The sequence below is a fragment of the Sphingobium sp. B8D3A genome (assembly GCF_025961995.1).
In the GTDB taxonomy this organism is placed as follows: Bacteria; Pseudomonadota; Alphaproteobacteria; order Sphingomonadales; family Sphingomonadaceae; genus Sphingobium.
Genome location: NZ_JAOQOS010000001.1, coordinates 570,678 through 589,346, shown reverse-complemented (window position 1 = coordinate 589,346; position 18,669 = coordinate 570,678). Strand labels below are relative to the sequence as shown.

General features: G+C 62.1%; 17 protein-coding genes and 1 pseudogene. 12 read left to right on the top strand and 6 right to left on the bottom strand.

Annotated elements, in window-relative coordinates; all coding sequences use genetic code 11:
* The first annotated feature begins 155 nt into the window (after nucleotides 1-155).
* Nucleotides 156-1,211, top strand: a complete 1,056-nt coding sequence (locus M2342_RS02845; protein ID WP_264577956.1) for a mandelate racemase/muconate lactonizing enzyme family protein — start codon at nucleotides 156-158, stop codon at nucleotides 1,209-1,211.
* A 15-nt stretch (nucleotides 1,212-1,226) separates the two neighbouring features.
* Here the strand turns inward: M2342_RS02845 and M2342_RS02840 are convergent, their stop codons facing one another.
* The 3 genes from M2342_RS02840 to M2342_RS02830 form a co-directional block, all read right to left on the bottom strand.
* On the bottom strand, nucleotides 1,227-1,943 hold the full coding sequence (locus tag M2342_RS02840; protein WP_264577955.1) for a ThuA domain-containing protein: 717 nt from the start codon (nucleotides 1,941-1,943) through the stop codon (nucleotides 1,227-1,229).
* The gene (locus tag M2342_RS02835; protein ID WP_181560673.1) at nucleotides 1,943-2,971 is read right to left on the bottom strand and encodes a 6-bladed beta-propeller; all 1,029 of its coding nucleotides are present in this window, start codon (nucleotides 2,969-2,971) and stop codon (nucleotides 1,943-1,945) included. The genes M2342_RS02840 and M2342_RS02835 overlap by 1 nt, the downstream gene beginning before the upstream one ends.
* 142 nt (nucleotides 2,972-3,113) lie before the next feature.
* Entirely contained in the window at nucleotides 3,114-3,413 is a 300-nt protein-coding gene (locus tag M2342_RS02830) for an antibiotic biosynthesis monooxygenase family protein (protein WP_181560674.1), read from the bottom strand.
* 241 nt (nucleotides 3,414-3,654) lie between these two features.
* Here M2342_RS02830 and M2342_RS02825 point away from each other — a divergent pair, with 241 nt between their 5' ends.
* The 10 genes from M2342_RS02825 (at nucleotide 3,655) to M2342_RS02780 (ending at nucleotide 16,468) form a co-directional block, all read left to right on the top strand.
* Entirely contained in the window at nucleotides 3,655-4,806 is a 1,152-nt protein-coding gene (locus M2342_RS02825; protein ID WP_264577954.1) for an iron-containing alcohol dehydrogenase, read from the top strand.
* Between the two features lie 50 nt (nucleotides 4,807-4,856).
* A complete protein-coding gene (locus M2342_RS02820; RefSeq protein ID WP_264577953.1) occupies nucleotides 4,857-6,254 on the top strand; it encodes a spinster family MFS transporter in 1,398 nt (465 codons plus the stop codon).
* 38 nt (nucleotides 6,255-6,292) lie between these two features.
* Complete coding sequence (locus tag M2342_RS02815) at nucleotides 6,293-7,201, top strand: amidohydrolase family protein (protein WP_264577952.1); 909 nt, start codon at nucleotides 6,293-6,295, stop codon at nucleotides 7,199-7,201.
* 4 nt (nucleotides 7,202-7,205) lie between these two features.
* Nucleotides 7,206-8,570: a hypothetical protein gene (locus tag M2342_RS02810; protein WP_264577951.1), complete on the top strand. Its 1,365-nt coding sequence runs from the start codon at nucleotides 7,206-7,208 to the stop codon at nucleotides 8,568-8,570.
* Nucleotides 8,571-8,638: 68 nt separating this feature from the next.
* Entirely contained in the window at nucleotides 8,639-8,857 is a 219-nt protein-coding gene (locus tag M2342_RS02805; protein ID WP_264577950.1) for a hypothetical protein, read from the top strand.
* A 185-nt stretch (nucleotides 8,858-9,042) separates the two neighbouring features.
* On the top strand, nucleotides 9,043-10,119 hold the full coding sequence (locus M2342_RS02800; RefSeq protein ID WP_264577949.1) for an isopenicillin N synthase family dioxygenase: 1,077 nt from the start codon (nucleotides 9,043-9,045) through the stop codon (nucleotides 10,117-10,119).
* A 500-nt stretch (nucleotides 10,120-10,619) separates the two neighbouring features.
* Nucleotides 10,620-11,540 (top strand): helix-turn-helix transcriptional regulator, encoded by a 921-nt coding sequence (locus M2342_RS02795; RefSeq protein WP_264577948.1) that lies wholly within the window; start codon nucleotides 10,620-10,622, stop codon nucleotides 11,538-11,540.
* A 121-nt stretch (nucleotides 11,541-11,661) separates the two neighbouring features.
* Nucleotides 11,662-13,776: a TonB-dependent receptor gene (locus tag M2342_RS02790; RefSeq protein WP_264577947.1), complete on the top strand. Its 2,115-nt coding sequence runs from the start codon at nucleotides 11,662-11,664 to the stop codon at nucleotides 13,774-13,776.
* Nucleotides 13,777-13,816: 40 nt separating this feature from the next.
* Nucleotides 13,817-14,974 (top strand): 12-oxophytodienoate reductase, encoded by a 1,158-nt coding sequence (locus tag M2342_RS02785; RefSeq protein ID WP_264577946.1) that lies wholly within the window; start codon nucleotides 13,817-13,819, stop codon nucleotides 14,972-14,974.
* A 48-nt stretch (nucleotides 14,975-15,022) separates the two neighbouring features.
* Nucleotides 15,023-16,468: a spinster family MFS transporter gene (locus tag M2342_RS02780; RefSeq protein WP_264577945.1), complete on the top strand. Its 1,446-nt coding sequence runs from the start codon at nucleotides 15,023-15,025 to the stop codon at nucleotides 16,466-16,468.
* Here M2342_RS02780 and M2342_RS02775 read toward each other — a convergent pair.
* Nucleotides 16,453-16,704 (bottom strand): annotated as a pseudogene (locus M2342_RS02775) (efflux RND transporter permease subunit); the annotation flags it as partial. The gene M2342_RS02780 and the pseudogene M2342_RS02775 sit on opposite strands and share 16 nt — an antisense overlap.
* An 86-nt stretch (nucleotides 16,705-16,790) precedes the next feature.
* Nucleotides 16,791-17,006, bottom strand: coding sequence for a hypothetical protein (locus tag M2342_RS02770; RefSeq protein ID WP_264577944.1), 216 nt, complete (start codon nucleotides 17,004-17,006; stop codon nucleotides 16,791-16,793).
* 104 nt (nucleotides 17,007-17,110) lie between these two features.
* Here M2342_RS02770 and M2342_RS02765 point away from each other — a divergent pair, with 104 nt between their 5' ends.
* Nucleotides 17,111-17,239, top strand: a complete 129-nt coding sequence (locus M2342_RS02765; protein ID WP_264577943.1) for a hypothetical protein — start codon at nucleotides 17,111-17,113, stop codon at nucleotides 17,237-17,239.
* 227 nt (nucleotides 17,240-17,466) lie between these two features.
* Here the strand turns inward: M2342_RS02765 and M2342_RS02760 are convergent, their stop codons facing one another.
* Nucleotides 17,467-18,666: an FG-GAP repeat domain-containing protein gene (locus M2342_RS02760; RefSeq protein ID WP_264577942.1), complete on the bottom strand. Its 1,200-nt coding sequence runs from the start codon at nucleotides 18,664-18,666 to the stop codon at nucleotides 17,467-17,469.
* Between the last annotated feature and the right edge of the window lie 3 nt (nucleotides 18,667-18,669).

Below are 18,669 nucleotides of genomic sequence, written 5' to 3'. Positions count from 1 at the left end.
CCATATGAGGTGGGCCTGCGCGCACTTATCCGTTTCGGAAGTTTGCCTTGCGGATTGGCTGGGACAGTCGGCTCTTTATTGCCCGCGCCTCATCGGCGATGCAGACAGGCGCCCGAACTCTGGGCAGGGTGCCGGGGTCGATCGGGAGAGCGGGCATGAAGATCACCGGCGCCAAGGTGATGGGCGCGACGGTCAATTTCGAAGGCGTGATGGCGGGAACGCACATCGTGCTGCGCCTGATGACCGACCAAGGCATCGAGGGCATCGGCTCTGTCAGCCGGGTGAGCCCGCGCACGCTCAAGCCCCTCATTCTGCTGATCGAAGCGATGGTCGAGAGCCTCATAGGGCATGAGGCGGAGGTCGAACCCATTCACGACCGGCTCACACGCCCCCTCCTCGGCGCGCCGGTCAGCGGGCTGGAGTTGCGCGCCGGCAGCGCAATCGATGTCGCCCTTTGGGACATCAAGGGAAAGGCGGTCGGTCAGCCGGTCTGGAAACTGATGGGCGGGTTTCGCAACCGGTTGCCCGTGTCCGCCAATTGGGGACTGATGCCCGGGCCGCCCAAGGACGCGCTCGCCGCCCACATCGCCGACCTCCTTGGCCGGGGGTTTCGGGCGATCAAATGTCCGGTCGGCTTTGCCCCGCTGGCGACGGCAATCGAGCATGTCCACTTCGTGCGGTCATGCGCCGGGCCGGACGTGCGCATCATCGTCGATGGCAATTTTCAGTGGACAGCCAAGCAGGCGCTGCATTTCGCGCGCGAGACGGAGGCGGACGATCTCTATTGGATCGAAGACCCCGTCGCCTATCATGATTATGACGGCATGGCCTTCGTGCGGGCCAATGCGCGGCAGGCGATCTGCGCCGGCGAAGTGTTCCAGCACCCCCACGAATTTCGCGCCCTGATGGAGAAGCGCGGCAGCGATTATGTGATGATCGACCAGGACCTCGGGCTGACGGGCTTCCTCAAGGTCGCCCATATGGCGCAGGCCCACGGACTGCCCGTGGTGAACCATCTCGCGCCTGAAACGCTGAGCCATGCAATCGCCGCCGTCCCAAATGGATTGATCGTGGGTCTTGTCCCTTGGGCGCAACCGCTGTTCCGCGAGAAACTACAGATCGAGGATGGCGATCTGATCCTGTCCAATCGGCCCGGCCTCGGGCTAAGCTTGGATGAGGACGTACTGGAGCGGAACGGCCCCGGCGCCTGAAGCACCGGCTCTGCTCTAGGCGAAAGGACGCCGCCGCGCGGCCCACTCCACGCCGCGCTGGATCAACGTCTTGAACACGGGGTCCTGCCAAGGGCCGCGATGATCGGGCTGGTCGGGCCGATCCGCAAAGGGTTTGTCATAGGGGCGATTGGCGTGCCCCAGAGCCAGATACAGCAGGCCACCCTCGCCGACATGGCGCCGATACATCAACGGCCAATTCTTGGTTTCCATCATGCGCCCGCCAAAGGCCTCGCCGCCCCAGTGGCATTGCAACAGAACCTCGATATCATCGCGCACCGTCTCGACGCAGTAGAGCTCGTCGTCGATCTGGAACGGCGCAATCCCCTCGAGCAGCGGGTCTTCCGGACGAGCGGTGTCTACCCGGAACCGCTGAAAGGGCGGGTGCGTTATGAACCGCGTGCCCATGATCTGCGGCACAATCTGATTGTCCCCCACCGAATTGCTGGCATGGAGCGCGAACCAGCGTCCACCGCGCTCCAGAAAGGCCCGCATGGCGCTCGACGCCGCTTCCGAGACCGGCACTTGCGAGGTGTAGCTGACAACCATGTCGCAGCGCGCCCATGCATCCACATTCTCATAATCGATGAAGCAATCTGTGCGAATGCCGCCGGCATCATACAGCGCCTGCGCCAGGTTGATCCGGGCGTAATCAAAGTCGTGATTGCGATGGGGGCTTCCGCAAACCAGGTTTGCGAGCAGCGGCAGCGCCATCAGCGATCGACCCTGCGGAACTTCTGGATCTGGTGATCGATGCACGCCTCGCGCGCGATGCGATTGAAGCCGGAGCCAAAGGAGACCGAAACCTCGGCCACATAGAGGCTGCCTTGCGAATCGAGCGCCAGGGCGTGCGGCGCGATAAAGTTGCCCGGGGCCGAGCGGGCGTTGGAATCGGCGCCCCATCGCGCGACGATATTGCCCTGCGGCGCAAACACCGTCACGCGGCCGGGCAGATCCCTGTCCGCAAAGCCATGCGTGAAAGACCCTTGGCCGGCTTCCATCGGCCGCCAGAGTTCGGAGACGTAAATGAGCCCCTCGTCGTCCACCACGACGTCCGTCGGGCGCAGCACGTCATCCCAGATGGCGATGAACTTGCCGGAGCGATCGAAGAATTGCAGGCGATCATTCTCGCGGTCGCAGACGATCACATTTTCCTGACGATCGAGCGCGATGCCGTGGGGGAGATGAAACTCGCCCGGGCCGGTCCCCACCTCGCCCCAACTGTTGAGCAGTTCGCCTTTGGGCGAGAAATGATGGATGCGCGCATTGCCATATCCGTCCGCGACGAACATGTCCTTGTTCTGCGCGATGCACACATTGCAGCAGCAGTTGAAGCCATCCGCAGAGCGCTCCACATATTCATTATGATGGATCTGCGGCTTCCGGCCTTTGATCGAGCCATAGCCTGTATCGCTGACCTTGCGCGGTTCGCCCAGCATCCACTGGAAATTCCCCTCCAGGTCGAACACCCGCACCACGCTGTCCTGATCGTCGGTGCAGTAGACCAGGTCGTCATGGATGGTGATGCCATGGGCGCGATTGAACACGCCATCGCCCCATTTGTAGAGGAAGTTGCCGTCTGAATCATACACCATCACCCGCTCTCCCTTGCGGGTGTGGAGGAAGACCCTGTCCCGGGAATCGCAAGCGACGCCGGCTACGTCCTCATGGCTGAATTCATCACCGGCAGGACATTTTTCCCAATTGGGCACGACTTCGAATGTGATTGAGCCAGTGGACATGGTTTCTTCCTGTGTGGGCCGTCCGCACGGAACAAGGCGGCCTGAAAGGGGGAGGACAGGACCGCAACCTAGGAAGCACTCCCCGGAGCCACTTGCCCGGGCCGGAAAATGATGCTGCCCCTCGCGGTATGCGGCGGCGAGATCAGAAAAAGCGGCCGACCGTCTGGCTATGCTCCACAAAGGGCGGTTCGACGAAATAAGGGCCGGCGAGCGCCCGCCACTGGAGGAAGCCGTCGGACTCCCGGAAGCCGACCATATGGTCTTCGACGCTGTCCCATTCCACGCGCAGGCGATAACGGGCCGGGTCTTCGATCACCCGCTCAAGTGTCATGCTGTGTGAGCCCTTGGCGGCCCGCAAAATAGCCGCCGCCTGTGCCACGGCCAGCTCGAAAGCCTCCGCCTTCGCCGGATCGATGGTGAGATGTGCGATTTCGGTGATCATGATCTTCTCTGTCGACGTTGCTGCCAGCGGCCATGACTGCCCATTGCTACCGGAGCGCGCTTATCCGTCGCGGAAGTTCGCTGTGCCTTTTCTACGCCCGACGCCTGGTTTGCAGGAGGCCCACAGGCGGGGGCGCTAGACATACCGCGACGGGCATCTGCAACTTCCGGCCAGGGTAAGTGCCGCCCGGCGGGCCATGTCATCCCGATCCTGCAAAATCACCGTCAGGAACGCGCCGACCATGAGTCCCCAGCAGATAAGCATCAAACAGGTCGCGCTCCTCCATTTCGGGCCGGATGTGTCAGCGCGATTGGTCGATGATCTTCTCAAGATCGGTTCGAAGTCGGCCCTTATCGTGACGACGCCACCGGTACGCGACGCAGCGGAGCGCGTCGCCGGCCCCTTGCGGTCGCAAGGCTTGCGCACCGAAATCTGGTGCGACAGCGGCAGGGAGCCATCCGTAAGCGACTTCGAGGCCTTGCTGGCCAGGGCCCAAAGTCGGGCCGCAGATGCCGTCATCGGCATCGGCGGCGGCAGCTCGATGGATCTTGCGAAACTCGCCGCCGCCCTGATGGATGGCGGCCAGACGATCGCGCATGTTCAGCGCGACGGCCTGTCCGGCCCGCGCAGATGCTGGCTCGCGTGCATCCCGACCACCGCCGGCACCGGCAGCGAGGTTTCGCCCATTGCCATCCTGCTGGATGAGAATGACCTGCTCAAGAAGGGCGTGGTGAGCGAGCATCTGGTGCCGGATGCCGCCTATATCGACCCGATGCTCACGAAGTCGATGCCGCCCGCCGTCACCGCCGCAACCGGGCTGGACGCGCTGACTCATTGCATTGAAGCCTATGCCAACCGCTTTGCCCATCCGGTGATCGATACCTTCGCGTTGGAGGGCGTGCGGCTCGTCTTCCGCAGTTTGCTCAACGCCGTGCGCAATGGCAACGATGTACAAGCACGGACGGACATGGCGCGGGCCAGCTTCTATGGGGGCCTATGCCTTGGCCCGGTGAACACGGCCGCGGTTCATGCGCTGGCTTATCCGCTCGGCGGCGAGTTCCATGTCGCCCACGGCGTGTCGAACGCCATCCTCCTACCGCACGTCCTCGCCTTCAACCTGCCAGCAGCGGAGGCACGCTATGCCGACATCGCTATGGCGGCTGGTGCGGATGGCAACGGAACGACGGCCGAGATCGCGCGCGCAGGGCTGCGTTTGATCGAAGGATTGTGCCGCGATTGCGGCGTGCCCATGCGCCTCTCCGACCATGGCGTGCCGGTCGATGCGCTGGACCGTATGACGGATGGCGCAATGACCGTCACCCGCTTGCTGGACCGCAATGTGCGCCCTGTCGAATGGCGTGACGCGCGCCAAATCTACGGCGCTGCATTCTGAATCGACATGCGGATAGAAGATAAAAAACAACGGGTTTTGGGAGACGATTTTTGACTGTCCATCACGATGCGCATGATCCTGGCGTCTCCCAAGCAACGGCTGGTCCCACGCTTGGCGCACGCGCAGATGACACGGACATGCCGACCCGCGGGCAAGCGCATTATTCGCTCTTCGTGCTGACGGTCGTCGTCCTGTTCACGGTCGTGGACCGTCAGGTTCTCGCATTGCTGATCCTGCCCGTGCAGCGCGATTTCGGTATTTCCGATACGCAGGCGGCTCTGTTGCTGGGCGCGGCCTTTTCTCTGACATACGCCATCGCCGGCCTGCCCATCGCCCGCATCGCGGACACCCGCAATCGCCGCAACATCGTCGCCGCCTGCATCGCTTTCTGGAGCGGTGCCACGATGCTGTGCGGTCTGGCTCAAAACTACACGCATCTGTTCCTCGCGCGCATGGGTATCGGCGCCGGCGAGTCGGGCTACGGCCCGGCGACCTGGTCGATCGTGACGGACTCCTACCCACGGGAAAAGGTGGCCTTTGGAACCGGTGTGCTTTCCATCGGCGCGACGGTGGGCACGGGGCTTGCGCTCTTCATGGGCGGCGCGGTGCTCGCGATGGTCGAACACTTCCCGACGGTTAGCTTGCCCTTCGGCGGCACGATCCGCCCCTGGCAGTGGGCCTTCATCATCGTCGGCGCGCCGGGCCTCATCTGGGCGCTCGTCGTGCTGACCACCAAGGAGCCGGCGCGGCGTGGACTAAAAGGCCGTAAGCTGAAAAGCGTCCCGGTGAAGGATGTCGCCCGCTTCATGCGCGATGACTGGCGCGTCTATCTCGCTGCGATCGGCGGCCTCGCCATGAAGCTGCTGATGGTTATGGGCATCTCGCAATGGATGCCAACGCTCTACCACCGCGAATTCGGCTGGGAGCTGTCCGATGTCGGCATGATCACGGGCGGGATCGCCATGGTCCTCTCGCCCATCGCCCTGCTGCTCGGCGCGCGCGTCTCGGAACGCTGGATGAAGCAGGGGCGCTCCGACGCTAATCTGCGCATCGTCTTTTACGGCCTGTGCGTGTCCGTGCCCTGCTACATCGTCGCGCCGTTGCTGCCCAATCCCTGGATGGTGTTGACGCTTCAATCGATCGCCGTGTTCGTTTCCGCCATGGGCGCCGGCCCCGCTATCGCCGCCTTCCAGCTTGTCACGCCCAACAGCATGCGCGCGCAGGTCAGCTCGGTGAGCCAGTTCTGCACCAATGTTCTGGCCTTTGCGGTAGGCCCGCTCCTCGTCGCGATCCTGACGGACTATCTCTTCCGCGATCCGCAACTGCTCAACTACTCCATCTCGCTCAGCACTGCCCTGCTTGGCCCATTGACACTTTTGATCACCTGGCAGGGCCTCAAGCCATTCGCCCGCAGCGTCGACCGGATGGCGCTGGAGGCCGGGCAATGAGCGCGCAAGGTCAGACCCACGGAGGAGACCCCGACTGCATGGCCCCGATCGACACGCTCGAAATCATCGACGCGCAAATCCATGAGCCTTTTCCTGCAGTTCGGCTGGACGGGCCAGACATGCACCTGTTGACAAGGATGCAGATCGAACTCGCGCGCGAAGCGATGGACGCGATCGGCGTCGACCGGGCGCTCGCGGTCACCGACGACGCGTTTATCGAACTCGCCAGCACCCTCTTCCCGGGGCGTTTCCCGGGGGTCCATACCTTCTTCCCGATCGTCGACGACTTCGGCCCTGCTGTCCGCAAGGTCGCAGCCAATCCCGCCATGGTGGCAGGGCGCGCATTGGTCGGAAACTTCGCGACAGCGGAAATGCGCCCAGAGTTCGATACCGGAAAGTTCGATACCCTTTATGCGGCGGCAGAAGAGGTCGGCCTGCCCATCTTCAACTCCACCCACGGCGGATGCGCGCGCATGGCGGAGATTGCCGAACGGCATCCCACCTTGACGCTGATCATCGACCATATCGGCGTCGCGCAGCACCCCGTGTCGCCGCCCGAGACGATGTCCTGGGCGACCTTCCCCGACCTGCTCGACCTTGCTCGCTACCCCAACATTGCCGTGAAGCTCTGCGGCGCCCCGCTCCTGTCGGAAGAGTCTTACCCGTTCGAGGATCTGTGGCCGCGGCTCGACCAGTTGATTGCCGCGTTCGGCGCGGAGCGGATCATGTGGGCCAGCGATTATACGCGCTTGCGCACGGCCGATCTTCCCCGCGGTGCCCGCCCACGGCGCCGCGGACTGACCTATGCCGAGAGCCTCAACTTTCTGCTGCGGAGCGACCGGCTGAGCCTTGCGGACAAGCGCCTGATTTTCGGCGGCACTGCGACCCGCCTGCTGCGCCTGCCGCCCATCGGCACGGACTGGTCAGTGCCCGAGATGCGATGGTAGCGGCATGACCGATGCCGAGACCCTGCTGGCTCAGGTCGAAGAAGCCTGCAAGCGGCTGAAGATCGCCCAGACGACATTCGGGCGGCAGGCTGTCAACGACGGCAAGTTCGTCAGCCGCCTGCAGCAGGGCGGCCGCGTGACGCTCCAGACGGTAGAACGGGTCCACCGCTTCATCGCCGAGCAGGGCGGGCTATCGGCAGCGACGTTGCGATCGGCCATTATCGGTCGCGCCGAGATGAGCGTCGAGCACAGCTTCCGCTTCTACGACAACCGCCAGAAATATCTGATGTTCGTGAACACCTCATCGGAAAAGCAGGTGATCGCCGACCGCGCGTTGCAGCAGTTGGCCCTCGCCCAGCCCCGTCCGCCCGCGATCCGCTTGTTTGATGGGGGCGCCGGCGATGGAACCGCACTTACCCGGCTTCTGCGCGGCGCGCACCGCCGTTACGCTTGGCTACCTTTCTACATCGTCGCGAAGGAAATCAGCCTCGAAAACGTGCGACTGATGCTGGAGAAAATGCCCGACAGGTTTCAGGAGCATCCGGCGACGGTGCTGGTCGTCACCAACCTGCCCTATACCGAGGCCCCTTGGCTCAACCCGCGCAATCCGGTGGACGCCAGCCGGATGGTCTGGGAAGAAGTGCCGCTCGATGGGACCACGGCCGGCGATTTCGAGGAGGCGATCGCCGAGCTTCAGCCATTTCTGGAACGCAACTGGCGCGTGCGCCGCAGTGCCGCCACAGGGCGCCCGCTGCATGAAGTCCCCGCTGTCCTCATCCTGTACCGCCGCGACCATCGGTTCGCGCTCGACGCGGTCATTCCACGTCGGGGCCGGGCCAGTGCCGATTTCGACTTCGTACTACTGTCCCAACCCTATAGCGCGCGGGCAGAGCTATCCTTCAAGGCGGAGAAGATCGTCGCGCCGCTCGCCCGCGCGTTGCGCCTGAGCGGGCAGTTGATGGGCGTCCATTCCTTTGGTGACGATCCGGGCATGGAGTTGATTCAGACCATTTGGCCGAACGAAGCCCCCTTCGTCCACAAGCGGCAGATACTGATGGCTGCTGTCCAGGTCGAACTCGGCCGTGACGCGCGCAAATTCCAGCTTCACGATCTACCCGATGAGCGCTCGGTGTTCCGCTATGGCATCCAGACGCTGGATACCGAAATCGATCAGTCGATCGGCTCCTCCACGCTGCTCGCGGCCTGGAATGCCGCCAGCTACGTGGCGCAGATCGAAGACGACCGGCTGTCCGTGGCGATGAACAGCGATCGCTATCTCGAGGCCACCCGCCAGACGCTGCGCAAATATGGCGGGCTGTGGTTCCAGAACGAAACCTACATCATCTCCCGTCGCGCAGACCTGGGATAGCCATGGAAAGAAGACATATGAATAATCACGCGACCTGCCCATTCTGCCACGCGCGCTGGACACAGGAGATGATTGATCAGCTCGAAAGATTTTCGAGCCCCGGCGGCTGCGCCTGTTGCAGCCTGACGCCAGACCTTGTGGCCCACCAGCCATTGGAGACGCCCAAACGCGACCTGTGCTGCGCGACCTGTGGGAAGGCGATCTACCTCGCGCCAAATCTCGTCGGTACCCATATTGAAGAGATTCAGACGCAGCTCAAATCCGATGTAAATCTTTTCTATCTCTGAATATATTTCCATCACCGGAAATATAGATTCACAATTTTCGAAAGGTGGGATTTATCCCAACGACGGTGGGAACGAATGTGGTTTACCCACCGACACGGTCGTTCAAAATCAACACCATGGATCAGCCAACGCGATCATTGCCTGCCTGGACAATGACTGCACGCTTGGCGACACAAATGGAGAGTATGATGTTGGACGTTCTTTCAGATCTTGTGGCCGGAAAAGCCGGCGTTGACGATCAACCCGCACAGGGTGCCGATCTGCCTGACACCCTGCCGGTCGTGGACATCTCCAGACTGCAAGGCAGCGCGCGAGGCCGTGAGACGCTGATCGCACATCTGAGGAGCGTGCTGCACCGTTTCGGCTTCTTCTACCTTAAGGGTCATGGCGTCGACCCCGCGCTGTGCGCCGCAGCGCTCGCCGTCTCCAAGCAGTTCTTCGCATTGCCGGAGGAAGACAAGCTCGCCATTGAAATGATCAGATCGCCGCATTTCCGGGGCTATTGCCGGGCGGGCATGGAGCTAACAGGCGGTAAGCCCGACTGGCGCGAGCAGGTGGATTTCGACCGCGAGGAAGCCCCGCTGCCGACTGGCCCCGACACACCCGCCTGGCATCGCGCCATCGGGCCCAATCAGTGGCCCGATGCCCTGCCGGAGATGCGAGGCATCATTCTGGCCTATCAGGCGGAGGTGACGCGGGTCGGGATCGAAGTCCTCCGCGCGATCGCCCTGGCGCTCGGCCAGAACGAAGATGCCTTTGCGCCCATGTACAAGTCGGGCCCACGCCAGCATCTCAAGATCGTGCGCTATCCCGGTCGCGATCAAGCCACGTCGAAACAGGGCGTCGGCGCCCATAAGGATGGCGGGCTGATCACCATCTTGCTGCAAGACGTGCTGCCGGGTCTGCAGGTCCAGCTTGAGGACGGATCGTGGATCGATGCGCCGCCTGTGCCGGGCACCTTCGTCGTGAACACCGGAGAACTGCTTGAACTGGCCACCAACGGCTTCGTCCACGCGGACGTCCATTGCGCCACCTCACCAGAGCCCGGCACGGCGCGCTATTCCATTCCGTTCTTTCTCGGCGCGAGCCACGAGGGCAGCATCCCCCTAATCGACCTTCCTCCCGAACTCCGCGCAGTCGAACGCGGGGTGAGTTCAGACCCCAGCAACCCGCTTTTTCGCGATGTCGGCATGAACCACCTCAAGGCGCGCTTGAGATCCCACCCTGATGTAGCAGCACGGTTTTACGCCGATTGCGTGTAATTCTGATGAGCGGCTCATTAGAGAGAAGAGCTGGCGTCGTCAGACAGAAGGATAAGGCAAGGGGCGCGAGCAGAATGCGATCTGTCTCCCACCTCGTGCCGAAGCCGCGTCATACCGCGATTGATTCAGCCTGACTCACCCGAAGAATCCTTGCTAAACGATCTCAGATGGATCCCCTCGAAACCGCAACCGCAACCGCAACCGCAACCGACAGCGTGCGCTTCGATTTTAACCGCCGCCGATCTCAGGCTCATGGCGCAAGCCAGCTTCATGAACGAAGGCAGCTCCTCACGGACCGTTTCGCGCGGTGAAATGTCGGCTATGTTGAACTGTTAAAACTGAGGACAACCCGCGGGCGCGCTGTCCAAGGGTTGTCCTATGACCGGCCCACTGGGGGTCACATGTACCGGGGACCAGTTAAGCCGGGTAGGTCACGCAAAGAGCGACCCCACGCATTGACACTATGCGGAATGCGCATCGCATGACATCTTGATACCATCATGGCACAGAACATTTCAGTTTCGCCAATCAATGGGTCGTGGAACAGTGGCTTTGCCTTGTATCAGGCCGCGACATATGTCGGCACGCCACATCGGCCTGTCATCGTGGCCGCGACCACGAACAGTCAGAGCGAAATCCAGCTCTTTGACTGGCTGGTGCCCGAGCGCTTCGAGGTCATAAGCGGCGGCGGTTCCGACAATCGCGCTGCGAAATTCTGCTTCTACATCGCGAACCGTCCCACCTGGATCGGCCGAGGCGATGGCCAAATACAGGAAATCCCGGAACATAAACTCGTCGTCATCAATACGAACGATCCAATCAGGACGATCAGCCTTGGCGACACGCGGCATCTTACACTCGTTCTGCCTCACTGGATGGTCGCGCGCCATGTTCCAGAGCCGCTTCATCTGAGCACAGCAGCGACTGTCTTGCCCGATGCCAATGGGCTCGCAGCGCGCGACATCATGTTTGCGCTTCGATCATGCATTGGGTTGGCGCAGTTTCCTTCGATCAGCACGAAGCTGGTGGACGGCTTCCTTGATACTCTGCGTCCCGTCAAAGCCGATGACCATAGCCCTGGCTTGCACAAGCGCAGCGCCGATGTGCTGCGCGTTCGCGAGATCATCGCACGAAACTTCAGCGATCCCGATTTTTCAGCGGCGGATATTGCGCGCGCACTCGGGATATCCACGCGTTACCTGCACCTCATCTGCCAGGTTGAAGAGTCACCCGCCCGGATGATCCGGAATTTCCGGCTCCAACAAGCAGAGGCGCTCCTCAAATCGCCAGCCTGGCAGGATAGATCGATCACGGACATTGCGCTGGAGTGTGGCTTCAACAGCAGCAGTCAGTTCAGCACCAGCTTTCGGTCCTATGCCGGGGTTTCGCCACGGCAATTGCGATATGGTCGCACTGCTTAGACTCAGAATCGACCCGCACTTCCAAATTTCAAAAAATCCACTGCGGAAATCGGAAAGACGGCCTGGCTGCGGCCAATTAAGCCTGCTCGCCACAAAACAACGAAATGAAGAGGGCGAGGATATGTGGAAGGGCTCTGACAGTCTGTCGGGTTTTTGCGTGCTGGCGGCCTTGGTGGCGACGCCGGGGATGACGCAGACCGGACCCGCAAGCGAACCATCGGCAACGATCGAGGACATTGTCGTCACTGCGCGTCGGACGGCAGAGACGTTGCAGAACGCACCTGTTGCCGTCTCGGTGATCGGCGGAGGGGCCCTCGAGCGGGCCGGCATCACCGGGTTGACGGACCTGCAGAGCCGGCTGCCCGCTGTGGAATTCCAGACCGCGACGAGCACGCCGATCGTCACCGTGCGCGGTGTTGGCACGTTCAGCACGCAGGCCGGTGTCGATTCCGCCATAGCCTATACGGTCGACGGCATCTTTCTGGCCCATCCGCAGGCCTATCCCCCGGTTCTGGTCGACATCGCGCGCGTGGAGTCTCTGCGTGGACCGCAGGGCACGCTCTATGGCCGCAACTCAAATGGCGGCGCGATCAACTTCCTGACCAACGAACCGGTGCTGGGGCAAGTGCAGGCAAATATCGCGCTGACTGCGGGCAATTATGCGACATTCGGTTCCGAGGCGATGCTGAACGTGCCCGTGGGTGGAAAGGCCGCGATCCGTTTCGCGTTTGGCTCAAACAGGCGCGATGGCTTCTATCCCGATGGATACAGCAATGCCGCTGATTGGGTCGGGCGCGCGCGTCTACTGGTCCAGCCCAGCGATCAACTAAAGATCGTCCTCAGTGCCGACCGCTCCGAGCTCAGCAACGATGGCGCGGGTTGGGACTATTGCCCGTCCAACACCACCAGCGCTTTGTGCGCCGGCCGCCCTTTCCGCCCCTATACCGGGCTGAGCGGACGCAACCTCGCGGATTTCAATCATAGCGATAGCTGGTCGGTCTATAATCAGATTGATCTCACGCTCCCCTGGGCCACGCTCACCTCGCTCACCGGCTACCGCGACAACGACTTCCTCGCCCGGCAGACGCAGGTGCTGGGCACGTCGTCCTCAGGCTTTATCCAGGGTGTGCGCAGCAAATTGTTCACGCAGGAGCTGCGCCTCGCATCGCCTGCCCAGTCGCCTTTCAAATGGCTCCTCGGCGGCTTTTACGCACGCGAGACCGGGCCGGCCTCACAGACCTTCAATCAGGACGAGATCCCCTACTTCTCCAGCGATCCGCATCTGGTGACGACTTCGAAAGCGGTGTTCGGCGAAGTCACCGTGCCCCTCGCCTCCATGCTGCGGGTCATCGGCGGGCTGCGCTATACCGACGAGGAGAAGTCCGCGACGGGTGTGGTCCGCACCATCTCGCCGACCTCCACCACCGAACTGCCGATCCTGCAGAATTTCCGGACCCGCAAATGGACCTGGAAAGCCGGGGCAGAGCTCGATCTGGCCGAGACGTCGCTGGTCTACGCGACGGTCAGCACCGGCTTCAAATCAGGCGGCATCAATCAGGTTCCGCAATTGCCCGGCTTCACCGGCTCCTACCGACCGGAGACGATTACTGCCTATCAATTGGGGTCGAAGAACCGCCTGCTCGGCAACCGCCTCCAGATCAACGGCGAAGTCTTCTATTATGATTACAAGGATTTCCAGGCGCTGCAGGTGATCCGCGACGCCGCCATTCCCGGCTTCTTCATCCAGACGACCAATTCGCAGAAATCATCGATGTACGGCGGCGAGTTGGAGGCCGAGGTCGCCGTTTCCTCCGCGGGTCGCCTGTCGCTGGCGGCCACCTGGCTCCATGCCCGCTTTGATACCTATATCATTGGCGCGACCAACCTGTCGGGCAAGCAGATCCAGGCCGCGCCCGATTTCACGCTAGGTGGCGCCTACGAGCACCGGTTCGATTTCGACAGCGGCGCCCGCCTGACCTTCGGCATCGACAGCAAATATGTGACGGGCCATTTCGTGGCCAACAGCAACGCCCCCGGCTCCTATCAGGATGGCTATTTGCGCTCCAATGCGAGCTTGACCTTCGAAACCCCCAATCGCGCGTGGCAGATCTCGGCGTTCGTCAGGAACATCGAGGACAAGGCGCAGATCGCGGCCTTCCAGCCGTCCGCAAATGGCGACTTGGTGTTGCTCAATCCGCCGCGCACCTTCGGCGCGACGGTCAAATGGCGCTACTGATCGTGGCAGGCCAGCTATCATCGATGCGAGGCGCAACCGCATGACGGATCAGTCCTCCCTCCTCTTCGATCCGTTCACTTTGAAAGGGCGGCAACTCGCCAATCGCTTCGTCCTCCCCGGCATGCAACGCGGATGGAGCGTCGACGGCGCGCCGACCGATACGCTCACCGATTACTACGTGCGGCGCGTGAAGGGTGGCGCGGGCCTTATCATCACGGAGTCGGTCGCGGTCGATCACCCCAGCGCGACACGGTCGGCTGTTTTCAGCCGGTTGGACGAAGGCACGTTCGAGGCCTGGCGACAGTGCGTTGGGGCAGTGCGCGCGGCAGGCGGGCACATTCTCCTGCAACTCTGGCATGAGGGCGCCGTGCGCAAGGATGAGGATCTGGGAGACGGGGTGGTCGTCACGCCGACGCTCAGCCCATCCGGATTGATGGCGGCGGACCGACCGCGTGGTCGGGCGGCGACGCTTGAGGACCTAGAGGAAATCAAACAGGCCTTCGTTCGCTCGGCGCTTCTCGCGCAAAAGGCCGGGGCAGACGGCATAGAACTGCACGGCGCGCACGGCTATTTTCTCGATCAGTTTCTGTGGCAGCAAACCAACCGCCGCTCGGATCGCTATGGTGGCCAGTCGCTGCCCGAGCGGGCGCGCTATCCTGCCGAAATTGCGCGAAGCGTACGTGCAGCCTGCGGGGAAGATTTTATCATCTCCTTTCGCTTTTCCCAGTGGAAGGAGATCGATCTCAAGGCGCGGATCGCCGAGACGCCAGAGGAGCTGGCGTTATTCGTCTCGCTGCTGCGGGACTCAGGAGTCGATATTCTCCACGTGTCGACGCGACGTTTCTGGGAGGCTGCCTGGCCGGAGAGCGACAAGACGCTGGCCGCTTGGGTCAGGCAACTGAGCGGACTCCCGGTCATCGCCGTGGGCAGCGTCGGCCTGAGCACCGACATCATGGAAACGGCTCAGGGCCTGGAATCGCAATCCGATGCACAGGCGAGCATCACCCTTCTAGACCAGGGTCTGCAGCGGGGCGACTTCGACCTCGTCGCTGTCGGGCGCGGGCAGATCAGCGACCCCGAATGGGTCAACAAGGTGCGGGAGCAGCGTTATGGTGACATCATCGCCTTTTCCCGCAAAGCGCTCGGCAAGCTTGATGGGGAAACGGACCATATGGAGGGTGTGCCCCCAAAGGCCTGAGCGACACATCGGCATGGCGGATATCGGGATAAGGGTTGGGACGAGGCAATGAACTCTGGCAGGCCAGCCGAATCAGCGGTGGATGAGGCGGTCGATCTGAAGGGGGGGACCAGCCGCCCAGATGTCACGCGTGCCTCATGGATCGCGCTCTCCATCCTGCTGCTCGTCTATCTGCTCAACAATCTCGATCGGTTCATCCTCTCGATCCTCGCCCAGCCGATCAAGGAAGAGTTGCGCCTTGCGGACTGGCAGCTTGGCCTGCTCACCGGCTTCGCCTTCAGTCTCCTGTATGTCGTCGTCGGATTTCCGATGGCGCGCCTGTCCGACCGGGGAAACCGGACGTTGATCCTGTCCCTCTGCGTGGCCTTCTGGTCGATCATGACCGCGCTGTGCGGGCTCGCGACAAGTTTCGTGCAGCTTTGCCTGTTCAGAGCCGGTGTCGGTGTCGGTGAAGCGGCTTGCCTGCCCGCTTCACACTCGTTGATCAGTGATCTCTTTCCGCCGGAGGCGCGAACGCGCGCGATGTCGATCTTCGGGCTGGGCCTGCCGCTGGGCGGGTTTGCCGGCGTCGTGATCGGTGGCTTCGTCATGGACCATTGGGGATGGCGCAGCGCGATGCTGGTCGTGGGTCTGCCCGGCCTGCTGGTAGCCCTGCTGACCTGGATGGTTATCAAGGAGCCTGAGCGGGGCCGCTTTGAGCGGGCATCCGCGCGGACGTTGCCCAGCGCCGGGTCCCTGATCGAAGTTGCGATGACGCTATGGAAATCCCCCATTGCCCGGAATGTGATCATTGCTCTGACGGCTGCCGGACTGGTCGGCGCGCCCAATGTCACCTTCATGGGCCCCTACATGATCCGCCGGTTCGACCTGGGCTACACGGAGCTGGGCGTGATCATTGCGCTGACCTTCATGCTCGGATCGGCCATATCGACGCTGGGAGGCGGGCTCATCGTCCATTGGGCATCCCGCTTTGACGACCGCTGGATCATGTGGGTGCCCGCCATCGGCGTTGCGCTCAGCGCGCCATTATATGTCGCGGCTTATGCGCAAAACAGCTGGCAGGGCCTCGCGGCGATCCTGTTTCTCGCATCCGTCGTCAACTCGACCTATCTCGCGCCTTCCTACGCCATGCTGCACAGCACGGTCGGGCCGAACGGCCGGGCGACTGCATCGGTCATCGCGAGCTTCTGCCTCAGTCTGATCGCGATGGGTTTTGGTCCACTGCTTGCCGGCATGGGGATCGATCTGCTGGCAGCTCATCTCTTCAGCGTCCTTGAGCAAGGTGGTTTTTCGAGCGCGTGCCCCGGCGGTGCGGCCGCCGCCGGGAGCGGCCCGGAACTGGCCAGCGCATGCCGCTCCGCGACATCCCAGGCCACGCAATGGGTGATCATGGGATGCCTCGCAGCGATGGTGTGGCCCGCCTGGCATTTCTTCCTTGCGGCGCGTCACATGACCATTCGGACCACCTCAAATGCACATCATTCGCGCGTCTGACTAACCGGCTTTGACAAAAGCGGGGGACGCTTGTCCGAGGTCATCGGATGACTGCGCCGCCCGACAGCGCGTTGTCCAAAGCTGGCATAGAGTGTCGGAAGAACGAACAGCGTCAGCAGCGTTGCGGATATCAGGCCGCCGATCACCACGGTCGCCAGCGGCTTCTGGACCTCGGCTCCGGAGCCGCTGGCAAAGGCCATGGGCACAAAGCCCAGGCTTTGGACGCAGGCCCGCAACCATTTGGTTGGCGCGGGCGGCTTCGATAGCGGCTTTGGCCGCGTCGGTTGACGGTGCTGCGCCGCCCGCCGCGGCTATGGCCTTTTCAAGCGTGAGTATCGACGCCGCAGTGACAGGGATGGTGATGATGCGGCAATCCATTGTCGCCGTCCGCGGGCACCTCGTCGCCATCACCCGGTGCGTGGACCGCAAGTTCGGCGCCAAGCACGCTCCCGCCCACCGCTTCAGCAGCGTGCGCCATGCCAGCGAAGCCGGAAAGCACCAGCATCAGGCAGGCGAGCAAAGGGAGAAGCTTGCGCATCATCCGTCCCTTATCACTCCGCCGCCACGACGTAACCGGTGTTTTTGAAATGAGCTCTTCATCGTAGGATGACTTGCGTGCCGCCGAAAAGAGCGAGAGCTGCCATGATCGCGGCACCGATGAGATCGGGCGCGGCGTTTTTGCGCGAACAAATGCAGACCGAGCACATATTCGCATTTACCCTGCGGGATCGGCAAAGCATGATCGCGACCGAGATTGGAGACAAGCGCTAGGCGACGTGGCCACCTGACATGCGCTCTGTAGCAACTAGAGTCTCACGGACTTTGTGGTGAGCTATGTGCCGTCGGCGACCTGTCCGCTGCGACCAACGTCAGCTTCAGCCCCCCAATCGGTCTCCGAACGACTTCTAGGATGACGAAAACGCATGACTTGGTGCTGTCTGGTAAATCGTACTGATTTTTGGCGCGGTTCGTCAGACTTCACGACGGCTGAGTATTCGTCAATCTTTCGGCGGCAGGGGGAGTATGCCAACCTCGCTGCTATCATAGAATATCACGGCCACTGCATCTGGCAGCATCGCAAGGCCGCGGGGCCCCTTGCGCGGGAACTCAGCCACGCGGCGATCGACAAAGGCACGGTTGAAGCCGGTTTCGCCAGCGCCACGCCAGAAGATGAGCTTACCGGATTCACGCGCCGCAGCGACTAAGTCCAGCCGTCCGTCCTTGTCGATATCCGCCAGCATCACATCGCGGATTTCATCTGCTGTCGCCTCGGCATTTTTGGCGGTTTCTGGCGTGAAGGAGCCTCGATAGACAAAGCGATCCGGGCCATTGTGCAGCAGGACGACATTGTCGCTGGTGCTGCGATTTCCGACGACAATGTCCGCTCGTCCATCACCATCAACATCGCCCGTCTTGAGATGATAGGGGATACGCCCGAACGATGGGTTGCGACGCCACGGCGCGAAGCCGCCCTTGCCGTCGCCCCGCCACACTTCGATGAGATTTGTCTCGTACATAGAGAAAGCGAGGTCGAGGATGCCGTCTCCATCATAATCGGCGGCAGCGATATCGCGGGGGCCACCCAGCATCTGGTCATACGGGGGCGCCTGATGAGGATAGCGAATGGTACGGAATTTGCGCCTTCCCTCGTTCAGCAGAACATAGAATTTATTCGACTGATAGGAGACGGTCACAATATCCGGTCGTCCATCGCCATTCAAATCGGCGATCACGGCGCTGGTAAGGCCGGGCGTCGGGTAGCGGGGCTCTCCTTTCGCATCCAAGCCATATTCGTTGACCAGATCGCGATCGTCGAAAGACAGGAAGGTCGTCAGCTCGAAGAGCCTCTTCCCGTTTTTTTTGCCATAGAGGATGGCGAGGTCACGCCCGTCATTCGCCTGATAGTTTGGGACGACTACATCCGGCAAGGCATCCCCATCAAGATCCCCAATTGCGGAATGATAGGGCCCAAAGCCGACCGAGAAATCCTGCCTCTCCCATTGTCCCCCGGGCTTGCAGGGGGAGAGATAGACAGTCAGCTGGTCATTGGCCGGGCGCGCAAGCTTGGGAGACAACAATGTCCCCCGGCAAGGGATCACCAGATCCGGTTGGCCATCCCCGTTCAGATCGCCCGATGAGATCTGATAAGGGCCAGTGCAGGCCGGCAGAATTTTTGCATCCTGCGCGGCCTGCGGCACATT